Here is a 20864-nt window from a genome sequence, read left to right on the forward strand (position 1 = left end):
TCCTTAAACTTCGACAGGCGTGTCCGGGTGGTTGCCCCACTCGCTCCAGGAGCCAGCGTACGCTTTGACTCGCGGGTAGCCCAGGGCCTTTGCCACCAGATAAGTGAAGCCGGAGCGGCGATGCGTCTGGCAGTGGGTGATCACTTCCTTGTCAGGCGTGATGCCAAGGGACTGCAGCACTTCGGCGATGTCCGGGCGGATGCGCAGATGGTCATTGAGATCCATGCCGGCGGTCCATTCGAAATTGACCGCACCAGGTATGTGCCCGCCTTTGGCCGCGAGCATTTTTTCGCCGGTGAATTCCTGTGGGGCGCGAGCATCCCAGATGGCCAGGTCATCGGCGCCCAGGCGGCTTTGCAGGTACTCGCGGGTGGCGGTGGGTTCCGAATGCAGTTGCAAACTCACCGGCCGGGTACCCTTGGCAGGCACATCGGTACTGAGCCGGTCGGCCGGCCAGGTCTGGATGCCACCGTTGAGATAGTGGTACCGGGTGTGACCGATCACATCGAGCAACCAGATGAAGCGGCCAGCCCAGCCACCGCCATCATCGTCATACACCACGTAGACCGCATCGCTGCGGTGGCCCAGTTCGCCGAACAGCTTTTCCAGGTCGCTCTGCGGCGGTAGCAGCCCAGGCGCAGGCGGCTGGCCGAGCTGGGTCCGCTTGCCCTCGACGAAATGCGCGCCCGGGATATGCCCGCTGACGTAACGATTGGCGCTGCTGAGGTCGACCAGGATCAGGTCGGGCGAGCCCAGGCGTGGCAACAGGTCGGCGGCTTCGATCACCAGCGGCAGGCCGGAAAAGTCGGTCATCCACGGTCTCCAGTGTGCAAAGGGGCGATTGTAGCGCAAGGCTCAGCCGTTGCGGTTGGCAAACACCCACAGCGCCCGTTCGATGCATTGCGAGGTTTTGCCAAAAGCCTGCACGCTGATGTCGGCCAAGGGCCGGCACCCCTGGTCGGCCACCAATAACATGACCACCTGGTCATTGACCGCCAGCGAGCGCAGCAGGACATGCTCGCCTCGGAACAGGGCACGCAAGGGCGGCGGCAACAACGAGGCGAACTGCGTGTGGTTTTCGGGCGTGATGCGCAGTTGCCCGGCCTTGGACATCAGCTTTTGCAGCAGCTTGTTCGCCGCCACCGGCAATACCAGGCTGGTCGCCTCTTTCGCTAGCCCGGCCGCCTGTTGCACGCGCAGGCAGTCATTGGCCCGGTCCAGGCCAAGCAGCAGCAGGCGTTGCATGCCGCACGCCAGTACCGCCTCACGGGCTTGGGCCGCCAGGTGCACGGTATTGGTGAAAGGGCTGGGCTGGGCCAGCAAGTCCTGGCAGAGCGACCGCCAGCGCGCCAGTTCATCGGCGGTGGGGGGCGGGGGCGCCAGCATGTCCGGGTGGGGGCGGCGTTGATGCCATGGCCAGATCAAGGCCTCGGCTGGGTGGAACAGTGCCAGGCGCGCATGGCGCCTGGCACTAGCCGCGGCTTGCTGGTGCACCTGCTGCTGTATGTCTTCGAGCGAGGTCTGCAGGTAGAGTGCGGTCAGCAGTTGCCAGCGCAGCAGATGGGGATTGTCCCAGCCCACCTGGGCTGCCAGCGCCAGGTTATTGGCCAACAGCACGGTGTTGGCCGGTTGATTGAACCAGCGCCGCAGACCGGGCTCGGCATCGAGCCGATGTTGTTGGTTGAGCAGGTCTTCGTCCCGGGCGATGTTCAACACCTGGGCAAGCTGCTCGCGCTCTTCGAGCAGCAGACGGTAACCCTGGGTCACCCATTGCGGCAGGCGCCACTGCTGGGCCACGGCCTGGCACAGCGCCATGATGCGAACACCGAACAGCTCCTGCTCGACAATGGCGGCGTCTTCTCCTTTATGGATGACCCGCAGCTCCCAGGTGTCGAGCAGCTTCGGGTGGGCCAATGCCAGCGGCCATAACGGGGACAGAAACAGCAGGCTACCCCAGTGGATTTCCTGCCACAGCCGCGCCAGTCGGCTGGCGAACAGGCCACTGGCCTGCTGCGAGGCATGCTGGCTGATCATCTGGAACTGGCGCAGCACCGGCGGGATGTCTTCCATCGGCAGCGCTGGCAGGCGCTTGAGCAGCAGTGCGCTGCGCTCAAGGCCCAGGCGATTGAGCGCAATTTCCAGGCTTTCGGCCGGCTCGGCCTGGCTGGCGTTGGTCGGGTGGTTGGCTTCGCGCATCACCGACAGCACCAGGGCCGGGCTGTCCTGCATCAGCTCGGCGATGTCGCGCAATGAACGCCGGTTATCGTTGATGGCCGCCATGACCCGGTCGTAGCTGTGCTTGGGCACAGGAATGCGCACACTCTCCAGCAGCTTCACCCAGGCTTCTAACGTACGTGGGGCCTGGCCGGATACCTCGGTTTCAATTGGCATTTTGACATCAGTCCGAACTGGCTTTTCGCTTTTAGTGGCTATAGTCTGGCGCAGTTCTGCCGATAAGGAGAAGAAGAGTTTTGACGCTCCCGCCTCTTTCCCTGACCACGACAGCAAGTGCTTTGAATCTATGGCTAAAATTATCGGCATCATCGTCGTATTCGCGAGCGTACTCGGCGGCTACGTCCTTTCCCACGGCAAGATTGCGGCGCTGATCCAGCCGTTCGAAGTGCTGATCATCGGCGGCGCGGCCTTTGGTGCGTTTCTGCAGGCCAACCCTGGCTACATGACGATGCACGTTCTGAAGAAGTCGATGAAGATGTTCGGCTCGCGCTTCACCCATGCCTATTACCTGGAAGTGCTGGGACTGGTCTATGAAATTCTCAACAAGAGCCGCCGCGAAGGCATGATGGCCATCGAGGCCGACATCGAAGACGCCTCGGCCAGCCCGATCTTTGCCAAGTACCCGACCGTACTGGCCGATGAGCGCATGACCGCGTTCGTCTGCGACTACCTGCGCATCATGTCCACCGGCAACATGGCCCCCCACGAACTCGAAGGTCTGTTCGACATGGAGCTGCTGAGCATGAAGGAGGAGCTGGAGCATCCGTCCCACGCGGTCACTGGGGTCGCAGACGGCATGCCAGGCTTCGGTATCGTTGCAGCCGTATTGGGTATCGTCGTCACCATGGCGTCGCTGGGCGATGGTGACCAGGCAGCCATCGGTATGCACGTGGGCGCCGCCTTGGTGGGTACCTTCTTCGGTATTCTCGCCGCCTACGGTTTCTTCGGCCCACTGGCCAAGTGCCTTGAGCACGATGCCAAGGAAGAACTCAACCTGTACGAGTCGATCAAGGCCTCGCTGGTCGCCTCGGCCTCGGGCATGCCGCCGTCGCTGGCCGTGGAGTTCGGGCGCAAGGTGCTGTACCCCAAGCATCGCCCCAGCTTCTCCGAGCTCGAGCAAGCGGTACGCGGTCGCTGAGTCATGGAGAACAATCAGCCCATCATCGTCAAGCGCGTAAAGCGCTTTGGCGGCGGCCACCACGGTGGCGCCTGGAAGATCGCCTTTGCCGACTTCGCCACGGCCATGATGGCGTTCTTTCTGGTGCTGTGGTTGCTGTCGACCGCAACCCCTGAGCAGAAGATCGCCATCGCCGGGTACTTCAAGGACCCGATCGGCTTCTCCGAGAGTGGTACACCCTACGTCATCGACCTGGGCGGCTCGCCCGAGCTGGCGCCGGAGAAGACCATCAACCCCGAGGTGAAATCGGAGCCGACCCCAGACACCAGCATCGAACTGAACAAGGACCAGGTGGAAACCATGGCCGAGCAGGTCGAGCGCGAGCGCCTCGAGCTGCTGCTGCAGGAGTTGCAGAACAAGGTGGAGGAGAACCCGCAGCTGCAGAAGTTCAAGGACCAGATCCTGTTCGAGATCACCCAGGACGGCCTGCGCATCCAGATCATGGACGCCGAGAACCGGCCCATGTTCGACATCGGCAGTGCACGCTTGCAGCCCTATTTCGAGGACATCCTGCTGGCCATGGCCGATACCATCAAGACCGTGCCCAACAAGATCAGCGTCAGTGGCCATACCGATGCCAAGCCGTACGCAGGCGCTGGCGAGTTCGGCAACTGGGAGCTGTCGGCCAACCGTGCCAACGCTGCGCGGCGGGCCCTGGTGGCAGGGGGTTATCCAGATGGCCAGGTGGCACGGGTGGTGGGGTATGCGTCTTCGTCGCTGTTCGATCGCAAGAACCCGTTCAACCCGGTAAACCGTCGGATCGACATCATCGTGCTGACCAAGAAGGCCCAGCGTGATATCGAAGGCGAGCAGGGCGCCGCGCCACCGCCGGCGCAAGCCCCTACCGGGGCGCAGCCACCTTCAACGACTGCACCGGCACCCTCGGCGGCCGATGACCATACGCCCATGCAACCACGTGAGTTGCGCCAGAAGCTCAACATCTTCGAGGACGGCACGTTGAAGATGGATGAGACCAAGGAACAGTAAGGGCTTGGCAGCCCCGTTGGGCTGCCGGTCACTGCCGGGGCGGACAAGGCACCCCGCCTGCATTGGGCATGCAGGGTTGATCAGTAGGTTTCTTCCGGCAGGCTGGCGATGATCGAGCGGTAGCTGTTCATCCGCTGTGGCTTGATTCGCCCGTCTTCCAGGGCCTTGAGCAGCGCGCACCCAGGCTCGCGATCATGTTTGCAGTCGCGGAAGCGGCAGGTGCCGAACAGGTCGCGGAACTCGATAAAGCCCTCTTCCACATCGGTGCGGCTGACATGCCCCAGGCCGAACTCACGGATGCCCGGCGAGTCGATCAGGTCGCCCCCGTTGGGGAAGTGGTACAGGCGGGCGGTGGTGGTGGTATGGGTGCCCTGGCCTGACCATTCCGACAGGTCACCGACCCGGGTACCGGCCTGTGGCAGCAGGCTGTTGACCAGCGACGACTTGCCCACCCCCGACTGACCGACGAAGACGCTGATGTGTCCATCCAGTGACTGCTGCAGGCGCTGCATGCCATCCCCTTGATGCGCCGACACTTCCAGCAGCGGGTAGCCCAGCTCACGATAGACGTCCAGGAGTGCTTGCAGGCCTGGCCCGTTCTCGTCATTGACCAGGTCAGCCTTGTTCAGCAGCAACAGGGGCCGCAGGCCGGCATGCTCGGCGGCCACCAGGTAGCGGTCGATGAGGTTGGGGTGCGGTTCCGGCGCCGGTGCGAAAACGATGACGATAAGGTCGACATTGGCCGCCACTGGCTTGAGCTGGCCATGGTTGTTGGGCCGGCACAGTTCGGTTGCACGGGGCATCTGCGCAACGATGACGCCGATCCCCTGGTTGCCGGCACGCCAGACCACGCGGTCGCCAGTGACCAACGCAGGAAGGTTGGCGCGCAGGTGGCAGCGAAACACCTGGCCTGCGGTGTCGCCATCCTGGGCTTCGACTTCAACTTGTACACCGAAGTGCGCGATCACCAGCCCCAGCTGCTCGGGCCCAAGGTCGCCGCCTTCCAGTTCCTGCAAGGCATGCTGCTCGCGCTTTGCCGCACGTGCAGCGCGCTCGTTCTGAATCTTTTCGATACGCCAGTTCTGGCGACGGTTGAGCTGGCGTTTGGCCATGAACGCTCCGTAGAAGGCCCCGTGCGGGGCGTAGAAAACGACTGGCAGTCTAGCATGCCGGGCCTGAACGCTGTCCGCTTCACTTTGGTTCGTGGGGGTGCACTGCGCTAATATAGGCCTCCATCGGAGGAGTGCCTGCATGCAAAACCCACAGAACCTGATCTGGATCGACCTGGAGATGACCGGGCTGGATCCGGACAGCGATGTCATCATCGAGATGGCCACCATTGTCACCGACAGCGACCTCAATACGCTGGCCGAGGGCCCGGTCATCGCCATCCACCACAGTGATGAAGTGCTGGCGCGCATGGACGACTGGAACACCCGCACCCACGGCGCCTCCGGCCTGACCCAGCGTGTGCGCGAGAGCCAGGTGAGCATGGCCCAGGCCGAGGCCCAGACCATCGCCTTCCTCGAGCAGTGGGTACCTAAAGGCAAATCGCCAATCTGCGGGAACAGCATCTGCCAGGACCGTCGATTCCTGTACCGGCACATGCGTCAGCTGGAAAATTACTTCCACTACCGCAATCTCGACGTCTCCACCCTCAAGGAACTGGCAGCGCGCTGGGCCCCCGAAGTGCGAGACAGCTTCAGCAAGGGCAATACGCACCTGGCGCTGGACGACATTCGCGAATCCATCGCCGAGCTGCGCCACTACCGCGAACACTTCATCAAATTCTAAAAAAACGCAGCTCACGCGCTTCACGCGGCCATTGGCGCACGGCCCCCGGCACTTCTGCCCGGGGCCGTACGCTGATGGTCGCTTGAGCGGGTGATCGGTGTGGGTCTTGCTCATGTTGCTGATGCTTTATCTGATCGCCATCACCGCCGAAGCGATGACCGGTGCGCTGTCTGCCGGCCGTCGTGGCATGGACTGGTTCGGGGTGGTGCTGATCGCATGCGTGACCGCATTGGGCGGTGGCTCGGTGCGTGACGTGCTGTTGGGGCACTACCCGCTGACCTGGGTCAAGCACCCGGAATACCTGGTGCTGACCAGCTGTGCGGCGCTGTTGACCATTTTCATCGCGCCGATGATGCGCCGCCTGCGCTCCCTGTTTCTGGTACTCGACGCCTTGGGGCTGGTGGCCTTTACCCTCATTGGTTGCATGACCGCGCTGGAGATGGGGCAGGGCATGCTGGTGGCGTCCATCAGCGGTGTGATCACGGGGGTCTTCGGCGGGATTTTGCGGGATATCTTCTGCAATGACATTCCGCTTGTGTTCCGCCGGGAGCTTTACGCGAGCGTGTCGTTCGCTGCGGCCTGGTTCTACCTGGGCTGCGACTACTTCAAGGTGCCCGCAGAGCAAGCCATGCTGCTGACCTTGTTCGGTGGCTTTCTGGTGCGGTTGCTGGCTATCCGCTTTCACTGGGAGATGCCCAAGTTTCATTACAATGACCAGCAGTGAGGTTGGGCGCCCGCACCAGGCTAGCGGGCCCTGGCTTTGTGCTACACCGCAAAGGTGCAGAGGCCGCTATGCGGCCTATCGCGACCTCCCCTAGAGGGTCATGCCACCCCGTGCCGGGCAAGCGCCCATTCCACGTGTTCCCTCACCAGTGGCGAGGCATCGTCGCGCCGCGCCTTGAGGGCTTCGATGACCGGGATCGTGGAGGGGGCGTTGCCCAGGCCGACGGCCAGGTTGCGCAGCCAGCGCTCATAACCGGCACGGCGCAGAGGTCCGCCTTCGGTCTTGCGCAGGAAAGTAGGCTCATCCCACAGAAACATCTGCGCCAGTTCCGCATTCTCCAGGCCGTGGCGGGGCTGGAAGTCCTGCTCGCGGGTGGGCTTGGCGAAGCGGTTCCAGGGGCAGACGATCTGGCAGTCATCGCAGCCGAACACCCGGTTGCCCATCATCGAGCGCAACTGCACCGGGATCGGCCCCTTGAGCTCGATGGTCAGGTAGGAGATGCAGCGGCGGGCATCGAGCACGTACGGGCCGACGAATGCCTGGGTTGGGCAGATGTCCAGGCAAGCCGTGCAGCGGCCGCAATGCTCGCTGGTGGTGGCCTGGTCCACTGGCAGGGGCAGGTCGACGAACAGTTCAGCCAGAAAGAAGTAGCTGCCGGCCTTGCGGTTGAGCAACAGGGTGTTCTTGCCGATCCAGCCAAGCCCGGCTTGTTCGGCCAGCGCCTTTTCCAGCACCGGCGCGCTGTCGACGAAGGCTCGGTAGCCAAAGGGGCCGATGGCCTGCTGGATGCGGTCGGCCAGCGACTGCACACGCTTGCGCACCAGCTTGTGGTAGTCCCTGCCCAAGGCATAGCGGGATACGTAGGCCTTTTCCGGTTGGGCCAGGCGCTGCGCCATTTGCGTGTCGCCGGGCAGATAGTCCATGCGCAGCGAGACGACGCGCACGGTGCCTGGAATCAGCTGCTCTGGGTGGGCGCGCTTGCTGCCGTGTGCCCCCAGGTATTCCATCTCCCCCTGATAACCGGCGTCCAGCCAGCGCTGCAGGTGATGCTCGTGTTCGCCCAGGTCGATACCGGCGATGCCGACGTGGGCAAAGCCCAGTTCCTGGCCCCACAGCTTGATGTTATGGGCCAGTGCGTCGAGGTCAGGAGTGAAGGCGGACATGGATGGGCAAGCAATACGGGCAGAGGTGCGTATAATTCTGCCAGACATTGGAGCTTTTGACCCCATGCAACAGACCAGTAACCCCGTACACGCCCCCACAGTGCTGAGCAGCCTGACCGTTGCCCGCCTGCCGCCACGCCCTGCTCAGGCCCATAAAGGTGACTTCGGCCATGTGCTGGTGGTCGGCGGCGACCTTGGCACCGGCGGCTCCGTCCTGCTCAGCGCCGAGGCCGCGTTGCGCTGCGGCGCGGGGCTGGTGAGCGTAGCCACGCGGCCGGAGCACGTGGCCGCCGGGCTGACTCGCATGCCCGAAACCATGTGCCTGGGCGTGCAGTCGGCCAACCAGTTGATGACCGTGCTGGGCCGCGCTTCGGTGGCGGTCGTGGGGCCTGGCCTGGGGCAGGCGGCATGGGGGCGCAGCCTGCTGTCCGCTGTGGCCAACGCCGAGGGCGCGCAGGTTTGGGATGCCGATGCCCTGAACCTGCTGGCAGCCTCGCCCCTTGCGCTGCCCAGTGGCAGTATCCTGACCCCGCACCCAGGCGAAGCTGCACGGCTGCTGGGTATTTCCACCGAAGCGGTGCAGGCGGACCGCCCGGGTGCAGCGCGCAAGCTGGCACGCCGCCACAACAGTGTGTGCGTGCTCAAAGGCGCAGGTACCTTGGTCGCCGACCCCGAAGGGCGGTTGGCGCGCTGCGACCGTGGCCATCCAGCCATGGCGGGCGCAGGCCTTGGAGATGTGCTCAGTGGTGTGTGCGGCGCGCTGCTGGCCCAGGGGCTTGGCGCCTGGGACGCCGCAGGCCTGGGCGTCTGGCTGCATGCCTGTGCTGGCGAGCGCCTGGGTAGCGGCGGCCGGGGGTTGGCGGCCAGTGATCTGATACCTGTGATTCGTGCGTTGTTGGAGGAGCATTCAGCGTGTCTGGCTTAAACCTGTTTCTGGCCGATGAAGCGGCCATGGTTGCCTTTGGCGGCCAACTGGCCGGTGTGACCGGTGGGCGCGGGATCATCTTCCTGGAAGGCGACCTCGGCGCTGGCAAGACAACCCTGTCTCGCGGCCTTATTCGTGGGTTGGGCCATACGGGTGCAGTGAAAAGCCCTACGTTTACCGTGGTAGAACCCTACGAGATTGGTGATGTCCGAGCTTTTCACTTCGACCTCTATCGGCTGGTCGATCCAGAGGAGCTTGAGTTCATGGGCATTCGTGACTATTTCGAGGGTGATCCACTGTGCCTGTTCGAGTGGCCACAAAAGGGTGCGGGCGTTTTGCCAAAGCCTGACCTGACCATTACCATAAGCCCCCAGGCGAGCGGACGCTCGCTTGTACTTTCGCCGCAGGGGGCTCGCGGCGACGCCTGGTGCGTGGCACTGGCCGAATACTATAAACAGCAAGCGGGGTAGGTATGCGCATACGCGCACTGGTCGCCATCGTTGGGCTTTTGCTGACAACGGTGACCGTTGAGGCTCTGGCCGTCACTCAAGTCAAGAGCGTGCGCCTGTGGCGTGCGCCGGACAACACCCGGCTGGTCTTCGACCTGTCTGGCCCTGTGCAGCACAGTGTCTTCACATTGAGCGCACCCGATCGGCTGGTCATCGACATCAACGGCGCAACCCTGGGCGCACCCTTGAAGGTGGCGACGTCCAATACGCCGATCAGCAGCGTGCGCTCGGCCCAGCGCACGCCGACCGACCTGCGGGTGGTCGTGGACCTGAAGAAATCGGTCACGCCCAAGAGCTTCACCCTGGCGCCTAACGCGCAATACGGCAATCGCCTGGTGGTCGACCTGTACGATCAGGAGGCGGACGCCATTGCCGCCAGTGCCCCACCGCCTGCGCCGCCACCGGTGCAAACGCCAGCCACCACGCCAGCGGTGCCCGTCACGCCAACCCAGCCAGCCATCAAGCTGCCACCGGTGCCCAGTGGCAAGCGCGATATCGTGGTGGCCATCGATGCCGGTCACGGTGGCGAGGATCCAGGCGCTTCGGGCTCCAGCGGGCAGCATGAAAAAGACATCGTCCTGCAGATCGCCCGCGAACTGCAGCGCCAGATCAACAGCGAGAAGGGCTTTCGCGCCGAGCTGACGCGCACCGGCGACTACTTCATCCCGTTGCGCAAGCGCACCGAGATCGCCCGCAAGAAAGGCGCCGACCTGTTCATCTCCATCCACGCCGATGCTGCCCCGTCGCGCGCTGCCTTCGGCGCCTCGGTGTTCGCCTTGTCCGACCGCGGTGCCACCTCCGAGACCGCACGCTGGCTGGCCGATACGGAAAACCGCTCTGACCTGATCGGCGGTGCCGGCAATGTCAGCCTCGATGACAAGGACCGCATGCTGGCCGGGGTGCTGCTCGACCTGTCGATGACGGCCACGCTCAGCTCCAGCCTCAACGTCGGTCAGAAGGTGCTGGGCAACATGGGGCGTATCACCTCGCTGCACAAGCAGCGCGTGGAACAGGCCGGCTTCATGGTGCTCAAGTCCCCGGACATTCCCTCGATCCTGGTAGAGACCGGCTTCATCTCGAACAATGCAGAAGCCGCCAAGCTGGCCACACGCAGCCACCAGCAGGCATTGGCGCGCTCCATTCACACCGGGGTTCGCCAGTACTTCCAGCAGAACCCACCGCCAGGCACTTACGTGGCGTGGCTGCGCGACAGCGGCAAGATCGCCCAGGGCCCGCGTGAACATACGGTGCGGCCCGGCGAAACCCTGGCCATGCTTGCGGTGCGCTATCAGGTCAGCGTCACCAGCCTGCGCAGCACCAATAGCCTAAAGACCGATGAGCTGAAGGTCGGCCAGCGCCTGGACATTCCTGCCACCACGTTGGCTTCACAATGAGCGGCGGCTCACGTATCCAGCTGCTCAGCCCGCGGCTGGCCAACCAGATTGCGGCTGGCGAGGTGGTGGAACGGCCGGCATCGGTTGCCAAGGAGCTGTTGGAAAACAGTCTTGACTCCGGTGCTCGCCGAATCGACGTCGACGTCGAGCAGGGTGGCATCAAGCTGCTGAAGGTGCGCGACGATGGCAGCGGCATCTCTGCTGACGATCTGCCGCTGGCGCTGGAGCGCCATGCCACCAGCAAGATCCGCGAGCTCGAAGATCTCGAAGGCGTCCTGAGCCTGGGATTTCGCGGTGAAGCCTTGGCCTCGATCAGTTCGGTCGCCCGGCTGACCCTGACCTCGCGCACGGCCAACGCCAGCGAAGCCTGGCAGGTGGAAACCGAAGGGCGCGAGATGACCGCGCGGGTGCAGCCTGCTGCGCACCCCGTCGGCACGTCCGTGGAAGTGCGCGACCTGTTTTTCAACACGCCGGCGCGGCGCAAGTTTCTCAAGGCCGAGAAAACCGAATTCGACCACTTGCAGGAAGTGATCCGACGCCTGGCACTGGCCCGGTTCGACGTGGCCTTCCATCTGCGGCACAACGGCAAGAGCATTCTGAGCTTGCACGAGGCACGCGAGGAAGCCGACCGTGCCCGGCGGGTGGGCGCCATCTGCGGTCCGGGTTTCATGGAGCAGGCCCTGCCCATCGACGTGGAGCGCAACGGCCTGCGTCTATGGGGGTGGGTCGGGTTGCCGACCTACTCGCGTAGCCAGGCAGACTTGCAGTACTTCTTCGTGAACGGGCGCGCGGTGCGCGACAAGCTGGTGGCCCATGCCGTACGCCAGGCTTATCGGGACGTGCTGTTCAACGGCCGTCACCCCACCTTCGTCCTGTTTCTTGAGCTTGAGCCCAACGGCGTGGACGTCAATGTTCACCCGACCAAGCACGAAGTGCGCTTCCGTGAGGGACGCAGCGTCCACGACTTTCTGTACGGCACCTTGCACCGTGCCCTGGCCGATGTGCGTCCCGAAGACCAGTTGGCTGCCCCGGCTGCTTTGCCTGAGGCGACCCGCCCGACGGGGCAGCAGGCAGGCGAGTTCGGGCCCCAGGGCGAAATGCGCCTGGCTGCGGCCGTGCTCGAGCAACCGCGTGCTGCGCCGTCTCCCGTTGCCGGCAGTGGCAGTGGCGCGGGTTACCAGTATCAATACACACCCAGGCCGTCGCCGCCATTGCCGGCTGCCGAGGCCCAGGCGGTCTATCGCGAGTTCTACAAGCCCTTGAGCGAAGGCGCCGCCGCGCTGCCGGAAAGCCAGGGCGACATCCCCCCGCTTGGCTTCGCGTTGGCCCAGCTCAAGGGCATCTACATCCTGGCCGAGAACGCCGCAGGCCTGGTGCTCGTCGACATGCATGCCGCCCATGAACGGATCATGTACGAGCGGCTGAAGGTGGCCATGGCCAGCGAGGGTCTTAGCGGTCAGCCATTGCTGGTGCCCGAAACGCTCGCCCTGAGCCAGCGCGAGGCCGATTGCGCCGAAGAACACGCCGCCTGGTTCCAGCGCCTGGGCTTCGAGTTGCAGCGCCTTGGCCCGGAAACCCTGGCGATTCGCCAGATTCCTGCGTTGCTCAAGCAGGCTGAAGCCAACCGCCTGGTACAGGATGTGCTGGCGGACCTCATGGAGTACGGCACCAGCGACCGTATCCAGGCACACCTGAACGAATTGCTCGGCACCATGGCCTGTCACGGTGCCGTGCGTGCCAATCGGCGTCTGGCGATCCCGGAAATGAACGCCTTGCTGCGCGACATGGAAAACACCGAGCGCAGCGGCCAGTGCAACCATGGCCGTCCCACCTGGACCCAGATGGGCCTGGATGATCTGGACAAACTATTCCTGCGCGGTCGATGAAATGAGTGGCAAGCCCCCTGCAATATTTCTGATGGGCCCGACGGCATCGGGCAAGACCGACCTCGCCATCGAGCTGAGCAAGGTCTTGCCTTGCGAGCTGGTGAGCGTCGATTCCGCCCTGGTCTATCGGGGCATGGACATCGGTTCGGCAAAGCCTTCCAAGGCTGTGCTGGCTGCCCATCCGCACCACCTGATCGACATCCGCGACCCGGCCGACGCTTACTCGGCTGCGCAGTTTCGTGCCGACGCCTTGCGCGTGATGGCCCAGATCACCGCCCGCGGCAATATCCCATTGCTGGTGGGCGGGACCATGCTCTATTACAAGGCGTTGACCGAGGGGCTGGCCGACATGCCGGCGGCCGATGCCCAGGTCAGGGCCGAGCTCGAGGCCCTGGCCGAAGTCGAGGGCCTGGAGGCGCTGCACCAGCAATTGGCTGAGGTCGATCCGGAGTCGGCCGCGCGCATCCATCCCAACGATCCGCAACGGTTGATCCGGGCACTGGAGGTGTACCGGGTCAGCGGGCAAAGCATGACGGCCCATCGACAGCGTCAATTGGCTGAAAGTAGCGGTGCAGACGCAAGCGCCTGCGGTCATTTGCCCTATACTGTCGCCAGTCTTGCGATTGCGCCTACAGATCGTCACATTCTGCATCAGCGAATTGCGTTACGATTTTCACAGATGTTGGAACAGGGCTTTGTCGACGAGGTCCGATTGCTGCGAGCCAGAAGTGACTTGCACGCCGGACTGCCGTCTATACGGGCAGTGGGCTATCGGCAGGTCTGGGATTACCTGGACGGCCAGCTGACTGAGAATGAGATGCGTGAACGCGGTATCATCGCGACCAGGCAGTTGGCCAAGCGGCAATTCACCTGGCTGCGTGGCTGGCCAGACGTGCATTGGCTCGACAGCCTGGCCTGCGACAATCTGTCCCGCACCTTGAAATACCTTGGGGCCGTCTCCATATTGAGCTGAGTCCCTGCTGATTGCCGTCTATCCTTGTGAAAGCCGGCCTTACTTATCGTTTTTTCAGATTTTCCAATTATTTATCCTTACAGGAGTGCGGCATATGTCAAAAGGGCATTCGCTACAAGACCCTTACCTGAATACCTTGAGAAAAGAAAAGGTTCCGGTTTCGATCTACCTGGTAAACGGCATCAAGCTGCAAGGCTCGATTGAGTCGTTCGACCAGTTCGTGGTGCTGCTGAAGAACACCGTCAGCCAGATGGTCTACAAGCACGCCATTTCCACTGTTGTACCTGCCCGCCCGGTTCGTCTGCCAAGCCCGTCCGATTCCGATCACGGCGACAGCGAGCCAGGCAACGCCTGATAGGAGCCTGCATTGTTCTTTGAGCGCCACGGTGGTGGTGAACGCGCGTTGCTCGTTCACTTGGAAGGTCAGAACCCTGAGGCGCGCGAAGACCCGCAGGAGTTTCAGGAACTCGCGTTGTCGGCCGGTGCCGACATCGTCTCGCTGGTAACGGTCTCGAGGCATCAGCCCTCGGCCAAGTACCTGATTGGCAGTGGCAAAGTCGAGGAGTTGCACGACCGTGTCCATGCCGAGCAGGTAGACCTGGTGATTTTCAATCACACCCTCACGCCCAGTCAGGAACGCAACCTCGAACGCGTGTTCGAGTGCCGTGTGCTCGACAGGACCGGGCTGATTCTGGATATCTTCGCCCAACGGGCACGTACCCACGAAGGCAAGCTGCAGGTCGAACTGGCCCAGCTTGAGCACATGAGTACGCGGCTGGTACGCGGTTGGACCCACCTTGAGCGACAAAAAGGGGGTATTGGCCTGCGGGGGCCGGGTGAAACCCAGCTCGAAACCGACCGTCGCCTGCTGCGCGTACGCATCCGGCAGATCAAGTCCCGCCTCGAGAAAGTACGCAGCCAGCGCGAACAGGCGCGTCGCGGGCGCAAGCGCGCGGACATTCCGTCGGTCTCGCTGGTGGGCTACACCAACGCCGGCAAGTCCACGTTGTTCAACGCCCTGACCCAGTCCGAGGTGTACGCCGCCGACCAGTTGTTCGCAACCCTCGACCCGACGCTGCGTCGGCTTGAGCTCAACGACCTGGGGCCTATCGTGCTGGCCGATACCGTGGGCTTCATTCGCCACCTGCCGCACAAGCTGGTCGAGGCGTTTCGGGCTACGCTCGAGGAGTCGAGCAACTCCGACCTGCTGCTGCACGTGATCGATGCCCATGAGCCTGAGCGCATGGAGCAAATCGAGCAGGTGCTGGCCGTGTTGGGCGAGATTGGCGCCGAAGGCTTGCCGATCCTCGAGGTGTATAACAAACTCGACCTGCTCGAAGAGGTCGAGCCGCAGATCCAGCGCAATGCCGACGGCAAGCCTGAGCGGGTCTGGGTTTCGGCACGTGACGGGCGTGGCCTGGAGTTGGTTGGCCAGGCTATTGCCGAGCTGCTGGGTGATGATCTGTTTGTCGGCACCTTGTGCCTGGAGCAACGTTTTGCCCGCCTGCGCGCGCAATTCTTTGACCTGGGCGCGGTGCAGAGTGAAGCGCATGATGAAGAAGGGCGCAGCCTGCTGAGCGTGCGTCTGCCCAGGGTAGAACTCAATCGCCTGGTCAGCCGTGAAGGCATGGAGCCGCAAGTGTTTGTCGAGCAACACACTTTGCAATAAATGCCCTACGAGGTCGTCGGGCAGCAGTGACAGGCATTCTGTAGCATTGGACGGCGCGCCGTGGGCGCGTCTTTGCTTTATCAGATGGAGAGCGCTATGGCTTGGAACGAGCCGGGTGGCAACTCGAACAATCAGGATCCCTGGGGCGGCCGCCGCGGTGGCGGTGGTGGCGGCGACAAAAAAGGTCCGCCGGATCTGGACGAGGCCTTCCGCAAACTGCAGGACAGCCTCAACGGCATGTTCGGTGGTGGCAAGAAACGGGGTGGCGGTGACCGCAATGTCGGCAAAGGCGGCGGCCTCGGGCTGCTGGCCATCGGCCTGGCAGTGCTGGCGGCCATCTGGCTGTACAGCGCCGTGTATGTCGTCGACGAGCAGGAGCAGGCCGTTGTGCTGCGCTTCGGCAAGTACTATGAGACGGTCGGTCCCGGCCTGAACATCTACTTCCCGCCGATCGATCGCAAGTACATGGAAAACGTCACGCGCGAGCGGGCCTACACCAAGCAGGGCCAGATGCTGACCGAAGACGAGAACATCGTCGAGGTACCGCTGACCGTCCAGTACAAGATCAGCAACCTGCAGGACTTCGTGCTCAACGTCGACCAGCCTGAGGTCAGCCTGCAGCATGCGACCGACAGCGCCCTGCGTCACGTGGTGGGCTCTACGTCCATGGACCAGGTATTGACCGAAGGTCGTGAACAGATGGCCGTGGACATCCGCGAACGTCTGCAGCGTTTCCTCGACAACTACCGCACCGGCATTACCGTTACCCAGGTCAACGTGCAGAGCGCGGCAGCCCCGCGTGAAGTGCAGGAAGCCTTCGATGACGTGATCCGGGCGCGCGAAGACGAGCAGCGTGCCCGCAACCAGGCCGAGTCCTACGCCAATGGCGTGGTGCCCGAAGCCCGTGGTCAGGCCCAGCGCATCATCGAAGACGCCAACGGTTACCGCGATGAAGTCATTGCCCGGGCCAAGGGTGAGGCCGACCGCTTCACCAAGCTGGTCACCGAGTACCGCAAGGCACCTGATGTGACCCGCGAGCGCTTGTACCTGGAAACCATGCAGGCGGTGTACAGCAATTCGAGCAAGGTCATGGTGGCAACCAAGGATGGGCAGAACAACCTGCTCTACCTGCCACTGGACAAGATGGTCGAAGGCAGCCGCAACTCGTCCGCACCTGCGAGCGGTGTATCGTCGGCCAACGACGCTGCCGCCGCGCGCTCGGCGCAGGACACGCAACAGCAACAGCAGCCGCTGCGCACTAGGGAGAGCCGCTGATGAGCAACCGATCGCTGATCGCCCTGATCGCCGCCGTGGTTCTGGCCATCGTGGCCTGGAACAGCTTCTACATCGTGGCCCAGACCGAGCGGGCAGTATTGCTGCGCTTCGGCAAGGTGGTTCAGGCCGATGTCCAGCCAGGGCTGCACGTGAAAGTGCCGTACGTGAACCAGGTACGCAAGTTCGACGCCCGCCTGATGACCCTCGACGCCCCTACCCAGCGGTTCCTGACCCTGGAGAAGAAAGCGGTGATGGTCGACGCCTATGCCAAATGGCGCGTCAAGGATGCCGAGCGCTTCTATACGGCCACTTCCGGCATGAAGCAGATCGCTGATGAGCGTCTGTCCCGTCGTCTGGAAAGCGGCCTGCGTGACCAGTTCGGTAAGCGCACCCTGCACGAAGTGGTGTCCGGTGAGCGTGACGCGTTGATGGCCGACATCACCGCTTCGCTGAACCGCATGGCCAACAAGGAGCTGGGTATCGAGGTCATCGACGTCCGCGTCAAGGCCATCGACCTGCCCAAGGAAGTCAACCGCAGTGTGTTCGATCGCATGAGCACCGAGCGTGAGCGCGAGGCGCGCGAGCACCGGGCCAAGGGTAATGAGCTGGCCGAAGGTATTCGTGCCGACGCCGATCGCCAGCGCCGTGTGCTACTGGCCGAGGCCTATCGCGAATCTGAACAGACCCGCGGTGAGGGTGATGCCCAGGCGGCGGCTATCTACGCCAAGGCCTACACGCAGGACGCTGATTTCTACGCGTTCTACCGTAGCTTGCAAGCCTACCGCGAGAGCTTCTCCAGCAAGAGCGACGTGCTGGTCCTGGATCCGAAGAACGAGTTCTTCCGCTTCATGGACAAGAGCAAGCCCTGAGGCGAATTCAGGCAGGCGCCCCGCCTGGCAGCTAAAACGCCAGGCAGGGTGCATCCCGAATCAAAAGGGGTGTATGATGAATCAGCCGGGAAATTTCCCGGCTTTTTTGCGTCTGCAAGGTTGATCGGCTTGGTGTCGGTTCGCCTTTGACACGTTTGCAAGGCAATTCGAGGGTATCGGGTACGGTGGCTGCGCTGGGATCAGTGCTGCCCGTTGCTGTGCGCGATACCTGCTTTACTGACGGCCGGCTTGCTGGCGGCCGCCCGGACCAGAGGGGAAAAGGCGTAATGGCAACGGTAGACCGCTGGCTGCTGCCAGATGGCATCGAGGAAGTACTGCCACCTGAGGCCGCGCGCATCGAGATCGCGCGTCGCCAGGTGTTGGACCTGTTCCAGAGTTGGGGTTACGAACTGGTCGTCACCCCGCATATCGAGTACCTGGAGTCGCTGCTTACCGGCGCTGGCCAGGACCTGGATCAGCGTACCTTCAAGGTAGTGGACCCGCAGTCCGGCCGCTTGATGGGCTTTCGTGCCGACTTCACGCCGCAGGTCGCGCGCATCGACGCCCATACCCTGCGCCGTGAAGGCCCAAGCCGGTTGTGTTACGCCGGCAGTGTGCTGCATGCCCAGCCGCGTGCTTTGTCTACCTCGCGCAGCCCTATCCAGCTGGGTGCCGAACTGTATGGCGATGCCAGCCCCACCAGCGATGTGGAAGTCATCAGCCTGATGCTCGCCACACTGCAGTTGGCCGATGTGCCTGATGTTCACATGGACCTGGGCCATGTGGGCATCTACCGTGGCCTGGCTCGGGCCGCCGGCCTGTCGGGCGCGGTCGAGCAGCAGCTGTTCGACGCCCTGCAGCGCAAGGCGGTCGACGAAGTGCAGGCGCTGACGGCCGACTTGCCAAAGGATGTGGGCAACATGCTGCGAGCCCTGGTCGAGCTGTGCGGCGGCAGGGAAGTTCTGGCCGAGGCCCGCGTACGCCTGGGTCGTGCACCTGCCAGCGTGCTGGCGGCCCTGGACGATTTGCTGGCCATCGCCGACCGGTTGGCCGCTCGTTATCCGCAGTTGCCGTTGTACTTCGACCTGGGTGAACTGCGCGGTTACAACTACCACACGGGCGTGGTGTTTGCGGTGTTCGTGCCAGGTGAAGGGCAGTCGATTGCCCAGGGCGGACGCTATGACGACATCGGCGCCGACTTTGGCCGGGCGCGCCCGGCTACCGGTTTCTCCACGGATTTGAAGACCCTGGTCACACTGGGGCGAGCGGAGGTCGTACTGCCCACGGGCGGCATCTGGATGCCGGACAGTGGCGATGCGGCCCTATGGCAGCATGTCTGCCAGTTGCGCAACGAGGGCCAGCGTGTGGTCCAGGCCCTGCCTGGTCAGCCGCTGAGTGCTGCCCTTGAAGCGGATTGTGATCGTCAATTGATTCAGCAAGACGGGCGCTGGCAGGTTCTGCCGCTGGCCCAGTGAGTTTCTGCGTCGGCAACAGGCCGGCAACCAAGTTTGCGTGAATGAGGACCAATGTAATGGGTAAGAATGTCGTCGTCCTGGGCACCCAGTGGGGTGATGAGGGCAAAGGCAAGATCGTCGATCTGCTGACCGAACATGCTGCCGCCGTCGTGCGCTACCAGGGTGGCCACAACGCGGGCCACACCCTGGTGATCAACGGTGAAAAGACCGTTCTGCACCTGATTCCATCCGGCATCCTGCGTGAAGGCGTGCAATGCCTGATCGGCAACGGTGTGGTCGTTGCACCCGATGCGCTGATGCGCGAGATCACCAAGCTGGAAGAGAAGGGCGTACCGGTGCGCGAGCGCCTGCGCATTTCCCCGGCTGCGCCGCTGATCCTGTCGTACCACGTCGCGCTGGACCAGGCCCGTGAAAAAGCCCGTGGCGAAGCCAAGATCGGCACCACCGGCCGTGGTATCGGCCCAGCGTACGAAGACAAGGTCGCCCGCCGTGGCCTGCGCGTGGGCGATCTGTTCCACCGCGAGCGTTTTGCCGCCAAGCTGGGCGAGCTGCTGGACTACCACAACTTCCAGCTGGTCAATTACTACAAAGAGCCTGCCATCGACTTCCAGCAGACGCTGGACGAGTGCATGGCCTATGCCGAACAGCTCAAGCCGATGATGCTCGACGTCACTGCCGAGCTGCACAAACTGCGTCGTGCCGGCAAGGACATCATGTTCGAAGGCGCGCAAGGCTCGCTGCTGGACATCGACCACGGTACCTACCCGTACGTCACCAGCTCCAACACCACCGCTGGCGGTATCTCGACCGGTTCCGGCGTGGGCCCGATGTACCTGGACTACATCCTGGGCATCACCAAGGCCTACACCACCCGCGTAGGTTCGGGCCCGTTCCCGACCGAGCTGTTCGATGACACGGGCGCCACCCTGGCCAAGCGTGGCCATGAGTTTGGCTCCACGACCGGGCGTGCCCGTCGTTGCGGCTGGTTCGATGCCGTCATCCTGCGCCGCGCCATCGACGTCAACAGCATCTCGGGCATCTGCCTGACCAAGCTCGACGTGCTGGACGGCCTGGAGACCATCAACATCTGTGTAGGTTACAAGGATGCCAATGGCGAAGTGATCGAAGCCCCGACCGATGCCGACAGCTACATCGGCCTGCAGCCTGTGTACGAAACACTGCCGGGCTGGAGCGAGTCGACCTTGGGTGCCAAGACCCTGGAAGCGCTGCCTGCCAATGCGCGTGCCTACATCACCCGTATCGAGGAGCTGATCGGCGCTCCGATCGACATCATCTCCACCGGCCCGGACCGCAACGAGACCATCGTGCTGCGTCATCCGTTCGCCTGATCTGCCCTGCAGGCTGATCTGACGCCGTGGCCCTGAACAGGGGCCGCGGCGTTTTTCATTGTGGGTATGAAACGCGCATTGCTTGGACTTGGCGTTTATCCCCGCTGCTACCGGCATAACCCTTGCTGTAAGAAGTGTCTGTCGATGCCATCAAAGTAATGGCGCCAGAAAACACGAGGGTTTCACCGTGTCTGCCATCCTTTCGCTGTTACGAAGCCGCCTGTTGCGGCCTGTTTTTGTGGCCTTGGGTATCGCCCTTTTGGTGCAAGTGCTGGTGGCCGTTGCCCTGACACGAAGCACCGTTTCGGCCCTTGAGCGCGAACTGGCCGAACGCCTGGGGCATGACAGCCAGCAACTCACGACCGATCTGGAGCAAGCCGGCCAGGAGGTGCGCGCAGGCCTCGATGGCCTGTCTGCCAGCACGCGCCAACGCTTGAGTGCAGGGCTCTCGACGCGCCTG

19 protein-coding genes are annotated in these 20864 nt (G+C 63.2%); 15 read left to right on the top strand and 4 right to left on the bottom strand.

Annotated elements, in window-relative coordinates; all coding sequences use genetic code 11:
• Positions 1-3 precede the first annotated feature (3 nt).
• The gene (locus B2J77_RS21580) at positions 4-813 is read right to left on the bottom strand and encodes a rhodanese-like domain-containing protein (RefSeq protein ID WP_078477904.1); all 810 of its coding nucleotides are present in this window, start codon (positions 811-813) and stop codon (positions 4-6) included.
• A gap of 42 nt (positions 814-855) precedes the next feature.
• Entirely contained in the window at positions 856-2391 is a 1536-nt protein-coding gene (locus B2J77_RS02220) for an HDOD domain-containing protein (protein WP_078477905.1), read from the bottom strand.
• 130 nt (positions 2392-2521) lie between these two features.
• Between B2J77_RS02220 and motA the strand changes: the two genes are divergently transcribed.
• Both motA and motB read left to right on the top strand, forming a co-directional pair.
• Complete coding sequence (gene motA / locus B2J77_RS02225; protein ID WP_058605808.1) at positions 2522-3373, top strand: flagellar motor stator protein MotA; 852 nt, start codon at positions 2522-2524, stop codon at positions 3371-3373.
• Between the two features lie 3 nt (positions 3374-3376).
• On the top strand, positions 3377-4399 hold the full coding sequence (motB, locus tag B2J77_RS02230) for a flagellar motor protein MotB (RefSeq protein WP_078477906.1): 1023 nt from the start codon (positions 3377-3379) through the stop codon (positions 4397-4399).
• Positions 4400-4479: 80 nt separating this feature from the next.
• Here motB and rsgA read toward each other — a convergent pair whose 3' ends face one another.
• Positions 4480-5511, bottom strand: coding sequence for a small ribosomal subunit biogenesis GTPase RsgA (rsgA, locus tag B2J77_RS02235; RefSeq protein ID WP_058637984.1), 1032 nt, complete (start codon positions 5509-5511; stop codon positions 4480-4482).
• A 139-nt stretch (positions 5512-5650) separates the two neighbouring features.
• Between rsgA and orn the strand changes: the two genes are divergently transcribed.
• Together orn and B2J77_RS02245 are read left to right on the top strand one after the other, a co-directional pair.
• On the top strand, positions 5651-6193 hold the full coding sequence (gene orn, locus B2J77_RS02240; protein WP_027913960.1) for an oligoribonuclease: 543 nt from the start codon (positions 5651-5653) through the stop codon (positions 6191-6193).
• A gap of 112 nt (positions 6194-6305) precedes the next feature.
• A complete protein-coding gene (locus B2J77_RS02245) occupies positions 6306-6917 on the top strand; it encodes a trimeric intracellular cation channel family protein (RefSeq protein ID WP_023532953.1) in 612 nt (203 codons plus the stop codon).
• Positions 6918-7015: 98 nt separating this feature from the next.
• On the opposite strand, the gene queG is transcribed toward B2J77_RS02245, so the two are convergent.
• Complete coding sequence (queG, locus tag B2J77_RS02250; RefSeq protein ID WP_058637985.1) at positions 7016-8080, bottom strand: tRNA epoxyqueuosine(34) reductase QueG; 1065 nt, start codon at positions 8078-8080, stop codon at positions 7016-7018.
• 64 nt (positions 8081-8144) lie between these two features.
• Here queG and B2J77_RS02255 point away from each other — a divergent pair, with 64 nt between their 5' ends.
• The 11 genes from B2J77_RS02255 to B2J77_RS02305 all read left to right on the top strand — a co-directional run bounded on the left by B2J77_RS02255 (position 8145) and on the right by B2J77_RS02305 (position 20404).
• Positions 8145-9005 carry an NAD(P)H-hydrate dehydratase gene (locus B2J77_RS02255; protein ID WP_078477907.1) on the top strand — a complete coding sequence of 287 codons (861 nt, stop codon included), beginning with the start codon at positions 8145-8147 and terminating at the stop codon, positions 9003-9005.
• Positions 8993-9475, top strand: coding sequence for a tRNA (adenosine(37)-N6)-threonylcarbamoyltransferase complex ATPase subunit type 1 TsaE (tsaE, locus tag B2J77_RS02260; RefSeq protein ID WP_058605813.1), 483 nt, complete (start codon positions 8993-8995; stop codon positions 9473-9475). Before B2J77_RS02255 ends, tsaE begins: the two co-directional genes overlap by 13 nt.
• 2 nt (positions 9476-9477) lie before the next feature.
• The gene (locus tag B2J77_RS02265) at positions 9478-10908 is read left to right on the top strand and encodes an N-acetylmuramoyl-L-alanine amidase (RefSeq protein ID WP_058605814.1); all 1431 of its coding nucleotides are present in this window, start codon (positions 9478-9480) and stop codon (positions 10906-10908) included.
• The gene (gene mutL, locus B2J77_RS02270) at positions 10905-12794 is read left to right on the top strand and encodes a DNA mismatch repair endonuclease MutL (RefSeq protein ID WP_078477908.1); all 1890 of its coding nucleotides are present in this window, start codon (positions 10905-10907) and stop codon (positions 12792-12794) included. The genes B2J77_RS02265 and mutL overlap by 4 nt, the downstream gene beginning before the upstream one ends.
• A gap of 1 nt (position 12795) precedes the next feature.
• Positions 12796-13767, top strand: coding sequence for a tRNA (adenosine(37)-N6)-dimethylallyltransferase MiaA (gene miaA, locus B2J77_RS02275; protein WP_078477909.1), 972 nt, complete (start codon positions 12796-12798; stop codon positions 13765-13767).
• 94 nt (positions 13768-13861) lie between these two features.
• Positions 13862-14122 carry an RNA chaperone Hfq gene (gene hfq, locus B2J77_RS02280; protein ID WP_015272006.1) on the top strand — a complete coding sequence of 87 codons (261 nt, stop codon included), beginning with the start codon at positions 13862-13864 and terminating at the stop codon, positions 14120-14122.
• Positions 14123-14134: 12 nt separating this feature from the next.
• On the top strand, positions 14135-15436 hold the full coding sequence (hflX, locus tag B2J77_RS02285; RefSeq protein ID WP_058605817.1) for a ribosome rescue GTPase HflX: 1302 nt from the start codon (positions 14135-14137) through the stop codon (positions 15434-15436).
• 96 nt (positions 15437-15532) lie between these two features.
• Positions 15533-16711, top strand: a complete 1179-nt coding sequence (gene hflK, locus B2J77_RS02290; protein WP_058637989.1) for an FtsH protease activity modulator HflK — start codon at positions 15533-15535, stop codon at positions 16709-16711.
• Positions 16711-17580 (top strand): protease modulator HflC, encoded by an 870-nt coding sequence (gene hflC / locus B2J77_RS02295; protein WP_058605819.1) that lies wholly within the window; start codon positions 16711-16713, stop codon positions 17578-17580. The genes hflK and hflC overlap by 1 nt, the downstream gene beginning before the upstream one ends.
• A 287-nt stretch (positions 17581-17867) precedes the next feature.
• Entirely contained in the window at positions 17868-19055 is a 1188-nt protein-coding gene (locus tag B2J77_RS02300) for an ATP phosphoribosyltransferase regulatory subunit (RefSeq protein ID WP_023532898.1), read from the top strand.
• 56 nt (positions 19056-19111) lie between these two features.
• On the top strand, positions 19112-20404 hold the full coding sequence (locus B2J77_RS02305; protein ID WP_058637990.1) for an adenylosuccinate synthase: 1293 nt from the start codon (positions 19112-19114) through the stop codon (positions 20402-20404).
• Positions 20405-20864 lie beyond the last annotated feature (460 nt).

This window comes from Pseudomonas parafulva, assembly GCF_002021815.1.
Classification (GTDB): Bacteria; Pseudomonadota; Gammaproteobacteria; order Pseudomonadales; family Pseudomonadaceae; genus Aquipseudomonas; species Aquipseudomonas parafulva_B.